The organism is Collinsella sp. OM06-18AC (assembly GCF_003438785.1).
GTDB lineage: Bacteria > Actinomycetota > Coriobacteriia > Coriobacteriales > Coriobacteriaceae > Collinsella.
Genome location: NZ_QSTX01000006.1, coordinates 42283 through 59115, shown reverse-complemented (window position 1 = coordinate 59115; position 16833 = coordinate 42283). Strand labels below are relative to the sequence as shown.

Sequence of the window (16833 nt, the reverse complement as noted above, 5' to 3'; positions counted from 1 at the left end):
TCGCCGTTAGAACTCGGCAAATTCTGGAGCGCCGACCTCGATTTGCTCGCGACCCGCCATAAGCTCGCGCATCTTAGCGCAAAATGGCTCCTGCTCCCCCGCCTTAAACACCAAATGAATCGTCACGGCGTCCGCGTAATCGGTGTCCGAAACCTTGGCATCCGAATCCTGGGCCAAACGAAGCACTTGCTCATACTGTGGATAGGCCACACGCACATCAACCGGCACGACGCTCGTCATCTCAACGATCTGCCCGGCTTCCTGAGCCGCAGCCACCGCCGTCTGCGTCGCCGCGGTATAGGCGCGTACCAAGCCACCAGGTCCCAACAACGTACCACCAAAATAGCGCGTCACTACGCAGCAAACATTTTTGAGCCCCGCTCCGCGCAGCACCTCGAGCGTCGGCATGCCGCTCGTACGGCTCGGCTCACCATCATCGCTCTGGCGCTCACGCCCATCGACCAAAATCCACGCGGGAACATTGTGTCGAGCGTCGTAATGACGCTTGCGAACCATCTCGATAAAGGCATTCGCCTCGTCCTCGGACTCAATATGGACCAGCTGGGCAATAAACCGGCTCTTGCGGTCCACAAACTCGCCCGAAGCCTCAATATTCGATTGCAGAGTAAAATAGCTGTCCAACAAAGCCCCTCAACAAAATAAAGCGCAGCAACAAACAGCCTCAATAATACGATAACCCTAGTAAAAAGAATGGCAACGCCGATGATTCCGTCAACGAAAGCGAGAACCCGTCAGCGCGAGCAAGGTGCCTTGAAAGCCGAGGGCATTGACCTTATGGTCATGCCCGAAGGTTTGAAAGGCAGATTGCCGCGCTGACGGGTTCGCAGCGTCAACAAAGTGCCGAGTGGGCCGATAAGCCGGGTTCTGTCGTGAACGGTCATTTATCTTGTCTGCACGTTACCGTGCAGCTCCACGCACGCTACCCGAACGCGGACCGGGCCGGCCCATAGCGTTCCTATTCGCGCTTGCTCCGGATGGGGCTTGCCAAGCCGCCATGTTGCCACGACGCTGGTGGTCTCTTACACCACCGTTTCAGCTTTTCCCTTTACGCCTTGCGGCGCAGGTGGGAGTCTTCTTTTCTGCGGCGCTTTCCGTCGGATCACTCCGCCCGGCCGTTAGCCGGCATCCCGCCCTCTGGAGCCCGGACTTTCCTCACGCGTACTGCAAGCAGCACATCGCGCGACCGTCTGGCCCACTCAGCAGTGCAAGAGTGTAACACACCGTTACCGCAGGCAATGGCACAACGCAAACGCTCGACACGATAAACCAAGAACCGCCATGCGTTACAATGATCCTGTCGATGGGCAACGTCGTCAGTCGAGACGCGACCGCGCTCCGCACCCCTCCGTCTACTCGGTGTGTTCCCGCCTCCTCCCCGAGGCGGGATGTCGGCTTTTTTCATGCACCGACAATCCAATAGCCTGTGGACAGCCCGGCAGCATTGCGCATCTCGGTGCCAAATGCAAAAAGGGACCCGTCCATTACGGACGGATCCCTTAAAACAAGTGATCGTCAAACCGATTTACTCGGCGTCGGTCTCCTCGTCCTTCTTCTCGGAAGGCAGCGGGGTAACCTCGATCTCGACGCCCAGAGTCTCAGCAGCAGACTTCATGGACAGGGAGATACGACGACGGTCGAGGTCGATCTCCATGACCTTGACCTGAACCTTGTCGCCAACGTGGGTGACCTGAGAAGGCTGGTCCACGTGCTTGTTGGCCATCTCGGAGATGTGCACCAGGCCCTCGATGCCCTCGCCCAGGTCGACGAAAGCGCCGAACGGGACAAGCTTGGTCACAGTGCCCTCGACGATAGCGCCGACGGGGTACTTCTTGACCAGTGCGCGCCACGGATCCTCGGTGGTCTGCTTGAGACCCAGGGAGATGCGCTCGCGGTTGAGGTCGACGTCGAGAACCTCGACCTCGACCTCCTGGCCGACCTTGACAACCTCGGAAGGATGGTTGACGTGGTTCCAGGAGAGCTCGGAGATGTGGATGAGGCCGTCGATACCGCCGAGGTCGACGAAGGCGCCGAAGTCGACGATGGAGGAAACGGTGCCCTGGAGACGCATGCCAGACTTGAGCTTGGACAGGATCTCGGAGCGCTCGGCCTTACGGGACTCCTCAAGCACGACGCGACGGGAGAGGACAACGTTGTTGCGGTTGCGGTCCATCTCGATGACGCGGGCCTCGATGCGGGTGCCCATGTAGGAGGTGAGGTCCTTGACGCGACGGAGGTCGACGAGGGAAGCGGGCAGGAAGCCACGCAGGCCGATGTCGAGGATCAGGCCGCCCTTGACAACCTCGATAACCTCGCCCTCGACGTTCTCGCCGGAGTTGAACTTCTCCTCGATGCGGTTCCAAGCACGCTCGTACTCGGCACGCTTCTTGGACAGGACCAGACGACCGTCCTTGTCCTCCTTCTGGAGAACCAGGGCCTCGATGGGATCACCGAGTGCAACGATGTCTGCAGGGTTAGCGTCCTTGCGGATGGACAGCTCGCGGACCGGGATAACGCCCTCGGACTTGAATCCGATGTCAACGAGCACCTCGTCATGCTCGATCTTAACGACAGTGCCGTTAACGAGATCGCCCTCATCAAAGTCGGTAATCGTACCGTCGATGAGGTTGTTCATCTCCTCCTCGTTGACATCGTCAAGAGAGAAAATGGACGAGTTCTGAATCTCACTCAAAGGTGGACCCCTTTCGAACTACGGGGCCCCGATTGCTAGGACCTACAGAAGGGTGCGACAAGCACACAACGTTTAGGAACACTCGGGAGCCGACAGATACTAATGTGACGCTTATGCAATCACGTTCGTATAGGTTACGGGGAAATGAGTTCGATTTCAAGCGTGAACTGCGATTTTTTACTCGTGTGGAGACTTTTTCGTAATCTTATGAACACACGTCTCCGCAACTTGACGATAACCAGCCAGGCATTCGGCTTTGGGGTAAAGTATCCGGAGCCAACGATTCTAGATCGATTTTTCGAGAAAGGTGCCCGCGTGCTCAAAGCAGTCGTTTTCGATATGGACGAAACGCTTCTTAGCATCAACCTCAACGCGTTCATCCTTCGATATTTTAAGGATGTCTCTTCGATGCTCGCGGATATCGGGCGCCGCAGCCGCGGTGGCACGATGGCACGCCTCGGCACCATCCTGGTCGACCTCAACGCCAATCGCCGCAGCAGCACGGACAATCGCACCAATCTTGAGTTTTACCAAGAAGAGGTCGAGCGCCGATGCGGCATTTGCCTCTCGGACCCACTTATCTACGAGGCGTTTACCTACTACGACCGCGAAGTTCTTCCGTACAAGAATGACGAACTCATCAACGCCCATGCCATGCCGGGCGCACACGCCGCGCTTCAGACCGTACAGGACGCAGGGCTGCGCTGCGCGCTCTTTACCAACCCCAGCTTTCCGCAGGGGGCCATCGAGTGCCGCATGGGTTGGGGCGACCTGGCCGACGCCCCCTTTGAGCTCGTCACGCACATGGGAAACGCCACCCGCTGCAAGCCTGATGCCACCTACTATCTAGAGCAGCTTCAGGTGATGGGACTCGAACCGCACGAGGTCCTTATGGTGGGCAACGATCCCAAACGCGACTTCCCTAGTCCCGCCTGCGGCATTCAGACTGCCTATGTAGGCCAGGGCAAGCCCAACCGAGTCACCTGGCGCGGAACCATGGAAGGCTTCGCCCGCGACTTTAACGCCGTAGTAGAAGCCTTCTACGAACACCAAGTAGCCGACGAACTGTCCTAGCACACTTGGGTTTTGCCGATCATGATGTTGAGGATCTCGACGTCGGTATCTTTCATGCCCACACGGCCTACGTAGCCCATACTGGCGATTGTCTGCTCAACGGTATCTTGGATCAGGCCCTCGCCGGCGCGGAAGCCGCGACCCTGCATGGCCATATCATGGCCCAGAATCGCTGCATCGACGGCAGCCGAGATCTTGGCGGCACAGCTCGCCTTGGCGCCGTCGCACACGATGCCGCCCACGTTACCGAGCGTATTCGAGACCGTCGCGCCAATCTGCTCGCACGTGCCACCGCACAGCCAGGTAATCGCAGCGCCGGCGCCGCACGCGGCGCAAATAGCACCGCAAAACGCCGAAAGCGCACCAATATAGCTCTTGATATGCACGGCGATAAGATCGGACAGCATCACGGCGCGCACCAGACGCTCGTGGTCGCAACGCAGGTACTCGGCATACTCCATGACGGGCAATGCGCAGGTAATGCCTTGATTGCCCGAGCCGCACACAATGGCAACCGGCAGCGCGCAACCGTTCATGCGGGCGTCGGACCCGGCGGCCGCACGGGCACGGGCACGGCAGGCGACGTCATCGGCACGAGCACCCAGCAGCGTACGACCCACCTCGGCGCCCCAAGCGTGCGCAAGGCCCTCGGCACTGATTGCGCCATTCAGCTCAATCTGACGCTCAACGGCAGCGCGGGCGCCCTCAATGTCACCGTCCTCGATAAAGTCGATGATGGAATCAATGGACATGGGCGTATCGGCGTTATCTGCCGCACGCTCGGCCACCACGCGCTCGGCGCAGGCGGCGCACTCCCCCGCCGACTTGCCGCATACCGGAATACCATCGAGCGTATGGCACGTGACATTAGTGTGGTGATCGGTAATCTCGACGACCGCGGTATGGCCCCCGGCCGTCGCAGTCACCTTGATGTAGAGGTTGGGCACACCCTCGACAAGCGACACATCGCAGTAGCCAGCGTCGGCGAGGAGCTCGGCCACACGAGCGCGGTCTTCATCGTTAACGCTCTCGAGCACCTCGAGCGCGCTCTTGGCGTCACCGCCCACGGCGCCCAGCACGGCCGCGGCCTCAATACCGTGCATGCCGCCCGAGTTGGGCACGGTCACGCTCTTAACGTTCTTGATGATGTTGCCTGAGCAGGCAACATCCATATGATCGGGTTCGCAACCGAGCGTCTGGCTCGCCAGCGCCGCTGCATAGGCAACGGCAATGGGCTCGGTGCAGCCAAGTGCGCAGACAAGCTCGCGGTTCAAGACATCGCAAAAAGCGGCATCGCGGATGGAATCGGTAGGCATAGGAATCTCCTGCTTACATAACGGACTGGGCTCTCGATAATAGTTAGCTCTTTTATTTGATAACAATGCATCAAAAACCGCAACCATGGTTCCGACGGACGGCGTTCAAGCGCAATCTGACGGCATTCATTCATGAAAAGCTAGTCTTGTTGCATGCTAAAGCGTTTGACCAAAAAACGCCCGAGCGTTTACACAAAAGTCGCGTTATCATGCAGTCGAACGCGGTAAAACCTTTAGCAATTCCGCCGCACGGACCAGAGAGGAACCACTCATGAAGATCGGTATCGGTAACGACCACGCCGCCGTCGAGCTCAAGAACATCATTTCCGAGCACCTGAAGGAGCGCGGCTGCGAGGTCGTGAACTATGGCACCGACACCTCCGAGAGCTTCGACTACCCCATCGCCGGTTACAAGGTGGGCAAGGCCGTGGCCAACGGTGACGTCGACCTGGGTATCCTGATCTGCGGTACCGGCGTCGGCATCAGCCTGGCCGCCAATAAGGTCGAGGGCGTACGCGCCGTCGTGTGCTCCGAGCCCTTCAGCGCCAAGCTCTCCCGTATGCACAACAACACCAACGTGCTGGCCTTTGGCGCCCGCGTCGTTGGCTCCGAGCTCGCTAAGATGATCGTCGACGAGTGGCTCGACGCCGAGTTCGAGGGCGGCCGCCACGAGCGTCGCGTCAACCTCCTCAACGAGATCGACCAGACCCGCGGTCTCAAGGTCGTCGACGAGGCCTAAAAACTTACAACGCCATACGCTAGCGACAGCCCCCGCCTGGAATGCACGCACATTCCAGGCGGGGGCTCTTTAGTAGATTTCTAGACATGTCCCAAAAATCTACTGGAATATAAAAGGACGCCGCGGATGGAGTTCCGCGGCGCCCAAGCCACACGCTAACAGCTTTAAGGAGTCAAAGCTGGTTTAGCCAAAGAAGCGCTTGATCTCGATCTCGGCGTTCTCCAGGCAGTCGGAGCCGTGGATCACGTTGGCGTTGACATCGACGGCGAAGTCGCCGCGGATGGTGCCAGGAGCAGCATCAAGCGGGTTGGTGGCGCCCATAAGGGTGCGCATCTTGGAGACAGCGGAAAGACCGGAAACAACCATCTTGACGACCGGACCGCTCGTCATAAAGTCGCAGAGACCGCCAAAGAAGGGCTTGTCGGCCAGATGGGCGTAGTGCTCCTCGACGGTAGCGCGCTCGAGCGTGGTCATCTCCATGCGCTCGATGACAAGGCCGCTACGCTCAATACGAGCAACGATCTCGCCGATCTTGCGATCGCGCACCGCGTCGGGCTTAATCATGATGAAGGTCTTCTCGATAGCCATAAGGTAGCCTTTCAAGTAGGTTCGCGCGTGCCCAAGTCCCATTCCGGCACCCGCCTGGACTGCATCGTAACAGAGTTTTAGCTGCAGTTAAACAAAAAGCTGTTTATTGAAACGCTGCAATTCATTAAAGCGCTCCATATGTGTCACTTCTGTTTCGAAGCCCGATTAGAGTACCATCCGACCGCTCATCAACCGCATGGAACAGAGCGGGCGGTCGGTTGCCACCCGCGAACGTACCCCCTTCACAACCTGCCCAAAGGTCCTACAGAAGTTCTCGACAAGCTCCTTCCTTCTCTATAACAAAACGGGCGCCCACCGTAGCAGGCACCCGTAAAGGCAAGATATGATGAACGCACCAGACAGACGCATCCAATAAGCTAATTAGCTCCGTGGCCCATCTCGACGACCTTGGTCAACGAGCCAAACACGCCCTCATCGGCCGCAAGCTGCGTCTCGGCGCGCCCCAACTGCACGGCAACGGCGGCAGGAGCGGTGCCGCCCTCGGTCGTGCGCGCGGCAACGATCGACGGGATGTCGAGCGCCTCGGTAATATCGCGCTCAAAGAGCGGGCTTGCCTCCTGAAACACCTCAAACGGCAGGTCCTCAAGATTGCAGCCGCGCTTCTCACACATCAGGACCAGATGGCCCACCACGGCATGCGCCTCACGGAACGGCAGGCCGCGCTTTGCCAGGTAATCGGCAACATCAGTGGCTGCCAAGTGGCCCACGCCACACTCGCGCGCCATGGCGACCTCGTTGACAGTCCAGGTCGAGATCATGCCCGCCATAACGGACAGGCACTGCATAAGCGTATGTGCGGTATCGAGCGCGCCCTCCTTGTCCTCCTGCAAGTCCTTGTTATAAGCGAGCGGCAGGCCCTTCATGGTTACCAGCAGCTGCACCAGGTTGCCGTACACGCGACCGCTCTTACCGCGGATAAGCTCGGCAAAGTCGGGATTCTTCTTCTGCGGCATGATAGACGAGCCGGTGGAGTAGGAGTCTGAAAGCGTGATAAAGCCAAATTCGGAGCTCGACCACAGCACGATCTCCTCGGAAAGACGCGACAGGTGCATCGCCATGACGGATCCGGCGTAATGCAGATCGAGCAGGAAATCACGGTCGGAAACCGCATCGAGCGAGTTGGGAATCACGCCCGCAAAGCCAAGTTCGGCAGCCGTCATCTGGCGATCGAGCGGATAGCTCGTACCGGCAAGTGCTGCAGCACCCAGCGGGCAGTTGTCGGCGGCGTCAAAGGCAGCCTTCAGGCGCGTAAAGTCGCGCGCGAACATCCAGGAATACGCCAGCAGATGATGCGAGAGCAGCACGGGCTGAGCGTGCTGCATATGCGTGTAGCCCGGCAGAATCACCTTGTCGTACTTCTTGGCCGCATCCACCAGCACATGGCGCAGCTCAAGATTGACCTCCATGAGCTCCTTGGCCAGCGCCTTGACGCCCAGGCGCGTATCGGTCGCCACCTGGTCGTTGCGCGAACGCCCAGTATGCAAGCGCTTGCCAGCCTCGCCGATACGACGCGTCAGCTCGCTTTCGATGGACATATGAATGTCCTCGTCGTTGATATCGAAGGTGAAGTTGCCGGCATCGATATCCTGTTCGATTCCGGTCAGGCCCTCGGCAATCGCCTGCTCGTCCTCGGTGCTGATAATGCCCTGGGCCGCCAGCATCTTGGCATGTGCCTTAGATCCGGCGATATCCTGCTTATAGAGATGTTTGTCAACCGGCAACGACGCGCCAAACTCCTGCGTGACCTCGGCCACGCCCGCCTCAAAACGACCGCCCCAAAGAGCCATGGAACCGTCCCCTTTCATCAAATCCCAAAACAAGCGCCCAAAGCAATGCGCCCTGTCGCTGAAGCGATTTCTCAACCGCTAGTTTTGCATATTCCCCACCATGTGCGAGGCCCTATAGCTAATTTGCAAAGAAGTGACGCGCCATGCACTTGGCGCCCAACGTCTCCCTCCGAATGTTGCCCTGCGAACCATCGATCCAGGCCTTTAGGCTCATAGGAACGTCCTCGACCTTTGCAGCATCGAACTCGGGCGCGAGGGCAAGTAAAGCATGCGCGATAGCATCGAACATAATGGATACTCCCCATATATATAGGCGCAGGGCCGTCAAATTGATAGGAGGAGCCCCGCCGGACAACCCCGGCGGGGCTCGGACTCAGCCGCAGACGCGGCATCATATATGCGGGCGGAACGTAGGGGCCACCGATGTTAAGAAGTGTCAGCAAGCATAACGAAAGGCAGGGACCCCATGCGCCCGTTATGTATCACGCGGATGGGCCGCGCGGATACCAAAGGAAGGAGGTGCTAGGCCTGGGCGGCAGCAGAGCTGGGGCCCTGGACCTTAGCCCACGTCTTGAGCGACAGCGTATCGATCTCGATAAAGCCGGCGCTGGCCTTCTCGTCAAACGTAGTGTCGCGGTCGTAGGTAGCCAGACCGTAGTCATACAGGCTAAACGGGCTCTTGCGGCCGACGACATGGCAGTTGCCCTTAAAGAACTTCAGACGGACGGTGCCGGTCACGCACTTCTGGGTGTCGGCCATAAAGGCATCGAGCGCGTTTTTGAGCGGGCTGTACCACTGGCCGTTGTACACGGCGGTGGCCCAATCCTGCTCGAGCTTAATCTTGGTCTTGAGCAGGTCGCCCTCGACGCAGATGTCCTCGAGCGCCTTGTGGGCGGTGATGAGCGTCAGGGCGCCAGGAACCTCGTAGCACTCGCGACTCTTGAGGCCCACCAGACGATCCTCGACCAGGTCGAGACGGCCAAAGCCGTTGTCACCTGAAATCTTGTTGAGGGCGATGACGATCTCGGAGAGTTTCATCTTCTTGCCATCGACGGCGACGGGCTTGCCCGCCTCAAACTCAATCTCGGTGTAGGTCGGGGTGTCCGGCGTGTCCTCGGGGTTCTTGGTCATAACCCAGGCGTCGTCGAGCGGCTCGTTCCAGGGATCCTCCAGGTGACCGCACTCGATGGCGCGACCCCACAGGTTGTCGTCGATGGAATAGGGGTTGTCGTTGGCGCCCTCGGGAACCGGCACGTTGTGGGCGTGAGCATAGGCAACCTCATCGGGACGGCACTTCAGATCCCACTCGCGAACCGGGGCGATAACCTTAAGCTCGGGGTCGAGGGCCTTGACGGCAGCCTCAAAACGAACCTGGTCGTTACCCTTGCCGGTGCAGCCGTGGGCGACGTAGGTCGCGCCAAACTCGTGAGCGACCTCGACAAGCTTCTTGGCGAGCAGCGGGCGAGACAGCGCGGAGAGCAGCGGGTACTTGTTCTCGTACATGGAGTTTGCGGCGATGGCCTTAGTCAGGAACTCATCGGAGAACTCGTCGCGCAGGTCGAGCACCTGGCAATCGAGAACGCCCAGGTCAAGCGCCTTCCGCTTCTTGGCATCCAAGCCGGTCTCCTCCTGGCCCACGTTGCCGCAGACGCAAACGACATCGAGATTCTTCTCGTCCTGGAGCCACTTGACACATACGGATGTATCAAGACCACCGGAATATGCGAGAACGACTTTTTCCTTGCTCATGGCTGTTTCCTTTCGCCCTTGGTAGCTAGTTAGAACATCGGTCAGTTGCAAGTCATTTCGAGGTCAAAAAACCGTGCAATATCAGGTTAAATAGCAAAAAGCAGCACAGCATGCCCTAGAAACATGCGTTTATATCGTGCTAAAACCCAACGACCTCAAAATGACTCTGTTGAGGCAATTCGCCCCATGCGGACAGAGACGATTGTTATCGTCGTCGGGAAATTGCGCGCTGGCGTCGGATGGCATTATCTGCAGTGGTGATGATCTTTACGAACTGCATCTGCCTCTCCTTTCACCTATCGCCGGGCGCAATTCTAATATCGTAAACGGTACCTTTTCTTCGGTAAGCGGTTGTATTTCCGTCTCCGTTTTCGATGGTCGCTATATTACGCTAAAGTGCCCGCAGCACAAGCGACAAATTCAAATTTCTGAAAAGTTTTTTCATTACTTTGTGAAGCGTGGTGCAAATACGCTCCGTTCCTGCGACAATACGCTCAGTTACTGGTTGATGGTTATAACGTCTGAAACAATTTCGAAACGAAAGGCGCGCTTTTATGCAAACTTACGAATCGGACACCAATATCGGAAGCATTAAGATTCTCGCCGTCGACATGGACAAGACGCTGCTCACCGACAAGCGCGTGTTGCCGCAGGGTCTTGATGAGCGCCTGGACAAGCTCGCCGACGCAGGCATTGTATTCTGCCCCGCCAGCGGACGCCCCGCCCCCAAACTCGAGGAAATGTTCGAGAGCATTAAGAACCGCCTTGCTTTTTGTCCCGACAACGGAGCCTGCGTCATCTATCGCGGCAGCTATATCTATAAGAGCAACATCGATGTGGCGCTGTATCAGCAGGTGCTCGCCCGTGCCTCGGAGGACCCGCGTGCCGTTCCCGTCTTGTGCTGCTACGACGAGTTCTATGTGCTCGCCCGCGACCATCAGTACCACGACGAGATCAGCGTGTACTACAACACGATCAACTACGTCGATAGCTTTGAGGGCCTTGATATCGAGTCCAACAAGATTTCGATCTTCTTCCCCGCCTACGATGCCGAGCCAGCGTTTCGCGAGGACTACAGCCCCGAGTTCTCGGACAAGCTCTACGTCACGAACGCCGGGCGCGAGTGGATCGACTTCATGAACCTGGGCGTCGACAAGGGGTCGGGCGTAGCACATCTCTGCGAGCGCCTGGGCATCGATATCGCCGACGCCGCTGCCGTGGGCGATACGTACAACGACATCCCCATGCTGGAGCGCGTCGGGCATAGCTTTATCGTGGACAATGCCGAGGAGCACATGAACGCGCATGCCAAATGGCGCATTCCGAGCAACAACGACGGGGGCGTACTGACGCTCATCGACGCCATCTTGGCGGCTCGTTAACGGGGCTCGTCGGACCCGGCCGGGCGCCAAGATGGCGTCTTGAGTGTCTAGATACTTAGCTGAAATGATTTGAGCAGAGGGGAGCTCCTTGTTGGGAGGGGCTCCCATCTGTTTTGGTTACTGTGGGACAAATTAATCAGTAGTGTTTGTCCCAAATCTTAAGTATGTGGGGGCTTGCGTCTTGGGCGAGCTTGCCTTACGGAGTGCTTCCCTATTTCGCGTCGGCCCAGGTTATGCCGGTGCTGGCTTCGGCGATCAACGGTACGCGGAGGTCTACTACGTGTTCCATGACGTCGCGGACCATGGCGGTGAGGCGCTCGACTTCGTCGACGGGGCACTCAAAGTCCAGTTCGTCGTGTACCTGCAGGATCATGTGGGCGGCAAAGCCTTCTTCCAAGCGACGGCTTACGCGGGCCATGGCGATCTTGATGATGTCGGCGGCGGTGCCCTGCATGGGGTGGTTCATGGCCGTACGCTCACCAAAGCCGCGGAGCTGTGGGTTTTTGGCCTTGAGCTCGGGAATATGGCGTCTGCGGCCATACATGGTCTCGGCATAGCCCGTCTGCTTGGCTCGCGCCACCACATTGTCGAGGAACGTGCGCACGCCCGGGTAGGCCTCGTAGTAGCGATCGATCATATCGCGCGCCTCGGCCATCGAGATGTGCAGCGACTGCGACAGTCCATAGGCCTGCTGGCCGTACACGATGCCAAAGTTCACGGCCTTGGCGCGGCTACGCAGGTCGGGTGTCACCTCGGACACCGGCACGCCAAATACGCGCGCGGCCGTCTCGGCATGGAAGTCCTCGCCCTCGTTGAAGGCGCGCACCAGGTGCTCGTCACCCGAAAGATGCGCGAGCAGGCGCAGCTCGATCTGCGAGTAGTCCACCGCCAAAAAGACGCTGCCCTCGCCCGCCGAGAACGCCGTCTTGACGGTACGCCCCAGCTCCGAGCGCGTCGGAATGTTTTGCAGATTGGGGTCGCTCGAAGACAAACGCCCCGTCGCGGTGATGGTCTGGTTGTACGTGGTGTGCACACGCCCGTCACCACGGCGCAGCGGGCCCAGCGTGTCCAGATAGGTCGACTTAATCTTGGACTTCTCACGCCAGTCCAAAATCAGGCGCACGATCTCGTGGTCGCGGGCAAGGTCGCTCAGCACCTTGGCGTTGGTCGAATAGTAGCCGCGCTTGGTCTTTTTGAGGCCCTTGGTCGGAAGTCCCATAACATCAAACAGCACGTGCGAGAGTTGCATGGGGCTGCCGATGTTAAAGGTCTCGTCGCCGGCCAGGTCGCGAATGCTGCGCTCGACATCGGCAATCTGGGTCGCCAGGCCCTCGGACAGACTGTGCAGGCGGTCGGGGTCCACGAGCATGCCCGCGCGCTCCATCTTGGCAAGCACCGGCACGAGCGGCATCTCGATCCCATCGAACACGTTGGCGGCGTTCTCGCGGGCCATGCGGTCACGCAGCGGTGCAACCAGCGCCAGCGTCAAGGCCGCCGTGCGAGCGGCGGGCGCAGGAGCGTCCTCGCCAGCACCCTCTGCGCCGCGCGCCGCAGGCAGCGCCATCTGCAGATATGTATCGGCCAGATACACCTCGTCAAACTCGGAGCGGTCGGAATCCAACAGGTAGGCGGCAACAACGGTATCGAAGATGCGCGTGGAATCGACTGCCAGCGGATCCATGAGCTCGAGCTCAGAAGAATCGATGGGCGAAAGCTCATGCAAAAGCGCCTTCATATCCGGGCTCGCCACACGGCCTTCCATAAACAGACGCGCGAGCACGCCGGCAATCACGCCGTGGGCGAAGTTGAAGCCCTCAACCTCAGCCGCCGCACCGCTGTCGCCCTCCTCGAGCGCAAACAGGCCCTTGGACGTCGCCAACCACAGCGTGCGCGTCAGCCCAAAGAGCGCGCCCTCTTCCTTGTCATCGTCCACCACGGCGGCGACCCACTCGCCGGCATCAATCACGCGGGAGACCTCAGCCGCAACGGCACCAAGCGCGCCAGCATCGCCGGCGGCTGCGCGCAAAACGGCGGGAATCTCAAACGTGCTGGCAGCTGCCCCGCCCTCGCCGCCGATCAGCGCCAAGAAACGGTTCTGCATGGCGGTGATACCAAGCGTGCCCAGCGCCGCGGAAACCTCATCGGCGGAAAACGCCGGGAAGGACGTCGCCTCAAAATCGAGCTCAACGGGTGCATCGGTGCGGATGGTCGCCACCTTACGGCTCAGCAGCGCGTCGTCGATGTGTGCGCGCAGGTTTTCTCCCATCTTGCCCTTGACCTCGTCAGCATGCGCGATGACCTCGTCAAGGCTGCCGTACTGCGCGATGAGCGCACTCGCCTTTTTGGGGCCGATGCCCGGTACGCCGGGAATGTTGTCGGACGTATCGCCCTTCAGGCCGTAAAAATCGGGCACGAGCGCCGGTGTAATGCCGTGATACAGGTCGTCCACGCTCTCGGGCGTCATAATCGCCACGTCGGACAGGCCTTTGCGGGTCGAGACCACGTTGACGTGCTCGGTCACGAGCTGATACATGTCGCGGTCGCCGGTCACCAGCAGCATGTCGCAGCCGGCCTCCTCGCCCAGGCGCGCCATGGTGCCCAGGATATCGTCGCCTTCCCAGCCCTCGGACTGCAAAATCGGCACGTTGAGCGCGGCGAGCAGCTCCTTAATCATGGGGAACTGCGCGTGCAAGTCGGGGTCCATGGGCGGGCGTTGCGCCTTATACTGCGGCAGCATCTCCATGCGCACGCGCGGTTTGCCCTTGTCAAACGCCACGACCACACCGTCGGGGTTAAAGGCATCGATCATCTTAAGAAACATGTTCAGAAAGCCAAAGATCGCGTTGGTGGGGCGACCGTCCGGCGCGTTCATGGTCGGCGGCACGGCGTGGAAGGCGCGGTGCATGAGCGAGTTGCCGTCGATAACGGCAAAAGTGCGGCGCTTGTCAGACATATTGAATACCTCGCTTTGGGCTGGGCACGGTTTGCTCACACCAGTTTACACGCTCCCTGCCCCGCGGCCACCGCACATCAAGCTCCCCCGCCACCGTGAGCCCGCGCGTGATACGATGGCTCACGGTACATCAACCAGCACGATCGATCCGAAAGGAGCCTGCGTCATGGAGCGTCCCTGCGCATGGAAAAAGTACACGCCACAGCAAGTCGAGGAGCTCGAGGAGCTTTGCCGCGGCTATAAGCAGTTTTTGAGCGAGAATAAGACCGAGCGTCTGTGCGTCAAGACCGGTATCAAGATGGCCGAGGAGGCGGGCTACGTCAACCTGGAGACCGTGATCGCCGAGGGCCGCGCGCTCAAGGCCGGCGACAAGGTGTACGCCGCCAACCACGGCAAAGACCTCATGCTCGTCAACCTGGGTACCGCCCCGCTCGAGCAGGGCTTTAACATCCTGGGTGCCCACGTGGACTCGCCGCGCCTGGACCTCAAGCAGAATCCCGCCTTCGAGGCCGGCGACATGGCCTACCTCGACACGCACTACTACGGCGGCGTCAAGAGCTACCACTGGGTAGCCTCCCCGCTCGCGCTTGTGGGCGTCATCTGCAAAAAGGACGGCACCACCGTCGACATCAACATCGGCGACAAGGCGGACGACCCGGTCTTTACCATCTCCGACCTGCTGATCCACCTCTCGAGCGAGCAGATGTCCAAGCCCGCCAAGGACGCCGTCGACGCCGAGATCCTCGACGTGATCGTGGGCGGCCGCCCCGTCAAGTTTGACGAGGACGACAAGGACGCCCCCAAGGAGCCCGTCAAACAGATGTTCCTGGACATCCTCAAGGAACAGTACGACGTCGAGGAGGAGGACTTCCTCTCTGCCGAGATCGAGGTCGTGCCCGCCGGCCCCGCCCGCGACATGGGTCTCGACCGCTCCATGATCTTGGGCTATGGCCACGACGACCGCGTCTGCGCTTACCCCTCCATGCTCGCCCAGATCAACGTGGCAGACGTCGAGCGTACGAGTATCACGCTCATCGTCGACAAGGAGGAGATCGGCTCCGTGGGCGCCACCGGCATGACGAGCCGTTTCTTCGAGAACACCGTCGCCGAGATCATGACGCTCGCCGGCGAGAGCAGCCCGCTGGCCCTGCGCCGCGCACTCGCCCGCAGCCGCATGCTCTCCTCTGACGTGTCCGCCGGCTTTGACCCGGGCTACGCCGGCAAGTTCGAGACCAAGAACGCCGCCTTTATGGGTCGCGGCCTGTGCTTTAACAAATACACGGGCAGCCGTGGCAAGGGCGGCTCCAACGACGCCGACGCCGAGTATGTGGCCCTCATCCGCGACATCATGGACGAGGCAGGCGTGGACTTCCAGACCTGCGAGCTCGGCCGCGTCAACGCGGGTGGCGGCGGCACCATCGCCTACATCATGGCCGAGTATGGCATGAACGTCATCGACTCCGGCGTTGCCGTCCTGTCCATGCACGCCCTGTGGGAGGTCGCCAACAAGGCCGATATCTACGAGGCCTATCGCGGCTACAAGGCCTTCATCGAGCGCGCCTAACCGACCCTTCATCCGTTGCGGTGAAATACGGACTAAACTGGCCCATAAACGGCCCAAACGGGCCGTATTTCACCGCAACTTTCTTTTTTGCAAAGGAGAGTCCATGCCGCAGGTCATCATTTCGCCCGCCAAGCAGATGCGCGCGGCCCAAGATGCTTTTGAAGTCCTGGGCATTCCACCTTTTGCGCACGAGACGGCTCGCCTCCACCGCGCACTGCTAGATATCGAGCGGAATGAAGGCAGCGGAGGTCTGCAGGCGCTCTGGAACGTGAGTGACAAACTGCTGGGGCCTTGCCTCAACACCCTGCATGAGTTTGGGCCCATCCTGAAAAACGGCGATCTCGACAATCCCGCACTCGCCCGTCACCTCTCCCCTGCCGTCATGTCCTATCACGGCATTCAATACCAGAGCATGGCGCCCGAGGTGATGGATTCCGCGCAGCTCGCATGGCTGCAAGACCATCTGTGGATCCTCTCGGGCCTTTACGGATGCGTACGCCCCTTTCATGCCGTTGAACCGTATCGGCTGGAGATGGGCGCGAAGCTTGCCGTCGACGATGCCCGAGACCTCTATGCGTTTTGGGGCGACAAGCTCGCACGGGCCATCGCTCCGGCGGGCTCCAACGCTACGATCGTCAACCTCGCGAGTGCGGAATACGCCAAAGCCGTTCTGCCCCGCCTCACCACCGACGCCACGGTCGTCACGTGCCTCTTTGGCGAAGGCATCCGCAACGGCAAGCCCATCCAGCGCTCGACCGCCAGCAAAAAGGCACGTGGTTCCATGGTGCGCTGGATGGCAGAAAACAAGCTCGAGGATGTAAGCGGGCTCACCGCGTTTGATGTTGGTTATCGTCACTTTCCCGAGCTTTCAAATAAGAACACTTTGGTCTTCCTGAACGAACAGACCTTGTAGGACCACCGCTACTTTTGAATGTGCTGCCTAGGCACGG

At 59.7% G+C, this 16833-nt stretch carries 13 protein-coding genes and 1 other RNA gene; 5 read left to right on the top strand and 9 right to left on the bottom strand.

What is annotated here, in order from left to right; all coding sequences use genetic code 11:
* Positions 1-6: 6 nt before the first annotated feature.
* The 3 genes from DXB86_RS05275 to rpsA all read right to left on the bottom strand — a co-directional run bounded on the left by DXB86_RS05275 (position 7) and on the right by rpsA (position 2710).
* Positions 7-645, bottom strand: coding sequence for a YigZ family protein (locus DXB86_RS05275; RefSeq protein WP_199410993.1), 639 nt, complete (start codon positions 643-645; stop codon positions 7-9).
* A gap of 213 nt (positions 646-858) precedes the next feature.
* An RNA gene (gene rnpB, locus DXB86_RS05270) (RNase P RNA component class A) lies at positions 859-1220 on the bottom strand.
* Positions 1221-1543: 323 nt separating this feature from the next.
* A complete protein-coding gene (gene rpsA / locus DXB86_RS05265; protein WP_022095232.1) occupies positions 1544-2710 on the bottom strand; it encodes a 30S ribosomal protein S1 in 1167 nt (388 codons plus the stop codon).
* A gap of 315 nt (positions 2711-3025) precedes the next feature.
* On the opposite strand from rpsA, the gene DXB86_RS05260 reads away from it, so the two are divergent.
* Entirely contained in the window at positions 3026-3784 is a 759-nt protein-coding gene (locus DXB86_RS05260; RefSeq protein ID WP_117629411.1) for an HAD family hydrolase, read from the top strand.
* Here the strand turns inward: DXB86_RS05260 and DXB86_RS05255 are convergent.
* Entirely contained in the window at positions 3781-5100 is a 1320-nt protein-coding gene (locus DXB86_RS05255) for a serine dehydratase subunit alpha family protein (RefSeq protein WP_117736405.1), read from the bottom strand. The genes DXB86_RS05260 and DXB86_RS05255 overlap by 4 nt on opposite strands.
* Positions 5101-5371: 271 nt before the next feature.
* Between DXB86_RS05255 and rpiB the strand changes: the two genes are divergently transcribed.
* Positions 5372-5839 (top strand): ribose 5-phosphate isomerase B, encoded by a 468-nt coding sequence (gene rpiB, locus DXB86_RS05250; RefSeq protein ID WP_089571605.1) that lies wholly within the window; start codon positions 5372-5374, stop codon positions 5837-5839.
* Between the two features lie 183 nt (positions 5840-6022).
* On the opposite strand, the gene ndk is transcribed toward rpiB, so the two are convergent.
* From ndk to DXB86_RS05235, 4 genes are all read right to left on the bottom strand, one after another.
* A complete protein-coding gene (gene ndk, locus DXB86_RS05245; protein WP_055251725.1) occupies positions 6023-6427 on the bottom strand; it encodes a nucleoside-diphosphate kinase in 405 nt (134 codons plus the stop codon).
* A 377-nt stretch (positions 6428-6804) separates the two neighbouring features.
* On the bottom strand, positions 6805-8235 hold the full coding sequence (gene argH, locus DXB86_RS05240) for an argininosuccinate lyase (RefSeq protein WP_117736404.1): 1431 nt from the start codon (positions 8233-8235) through the stop codon (positions 6805-6807).
* Positions 8236-8353: 118 nt separating this feature from the next.
* The gene (locus DXB86_RS09970) at positions 8354-8524 is read right to left on the bottom strand and encodes a hypothetical protein (RefSeq protein ID WP_158555286.1); all 171 of its coding nucleotides are present in this window, start codon (positions 8522-8524) and stop codon (positions 8354-8356) included.
* A gap of 233 nt (positions 8525-8757) precedes the next feature.
* Positions 8758-9984: an argininosuccinate synthase gene (locus DXB86_RS05235; protein WP_117736403.1), complete on the bottom strand. Its 1227-nt coding sequence runs from the start codon at positions 9982-9984 to the stop codon at positions 8758-8760.
* Positions 9985-10538: 554 nt separating this feature from the next.
* Between DXB86_RS05235 and DXB86_RS05230 the strand changes: the two genes are divergently transcribed.
* Positions 10539-11366, top strand: a complete 828-nt coding sequence (locus DXB86_RS05230) for a Cof-type HAD-IIB family hydrolase (RefSeq protein WP_117736402.1) — start codon at positions 10539-10541, stop codon at positions 11364-11366.
* Between the two features lie 211 nt (positions 11367-11577).
* On the opposite strand, the gene polA is transcribed toward DXB86_RS05230, so the two are convergent.
* Complete coding sequence (polA, locus tag DXB86_RS05225; protein WP_117736401.1) at positions 11578-14319, bottom strand: DNA polymerase I; 2742 nt, start codon at positions 14317-14319, stop codon at positions 11578-11580.
* 166 nt (positions 14320-14485) lie between these two features.
* Between polA and DXB86_RS05220 the strand changes: the two genes are divergently transcribed.
* Positions 14486-15883 (top strand): aminopeptidase, encoded by a 1398-nt coding sequence (locus DXB86_RS05220; RefSeq protein WP_117736400.1) that lies wholly within the window; start codon positions 14486-14488, stop codon positions 15881-15883.
* A gap of 103 nt (positions 15884-15986) precedes the next feature.
* A complete protein-coding gene (locus tag DXB86_RS05215; RefSeq protein WP_117736399.1) occupies positions 15987-16796 on the top strand; it encodes a YaaA family protein in 810 nt (269 codons plus the stop codon).
* Positions 16797-16833 lie beyond the last annotated feature (37 nt).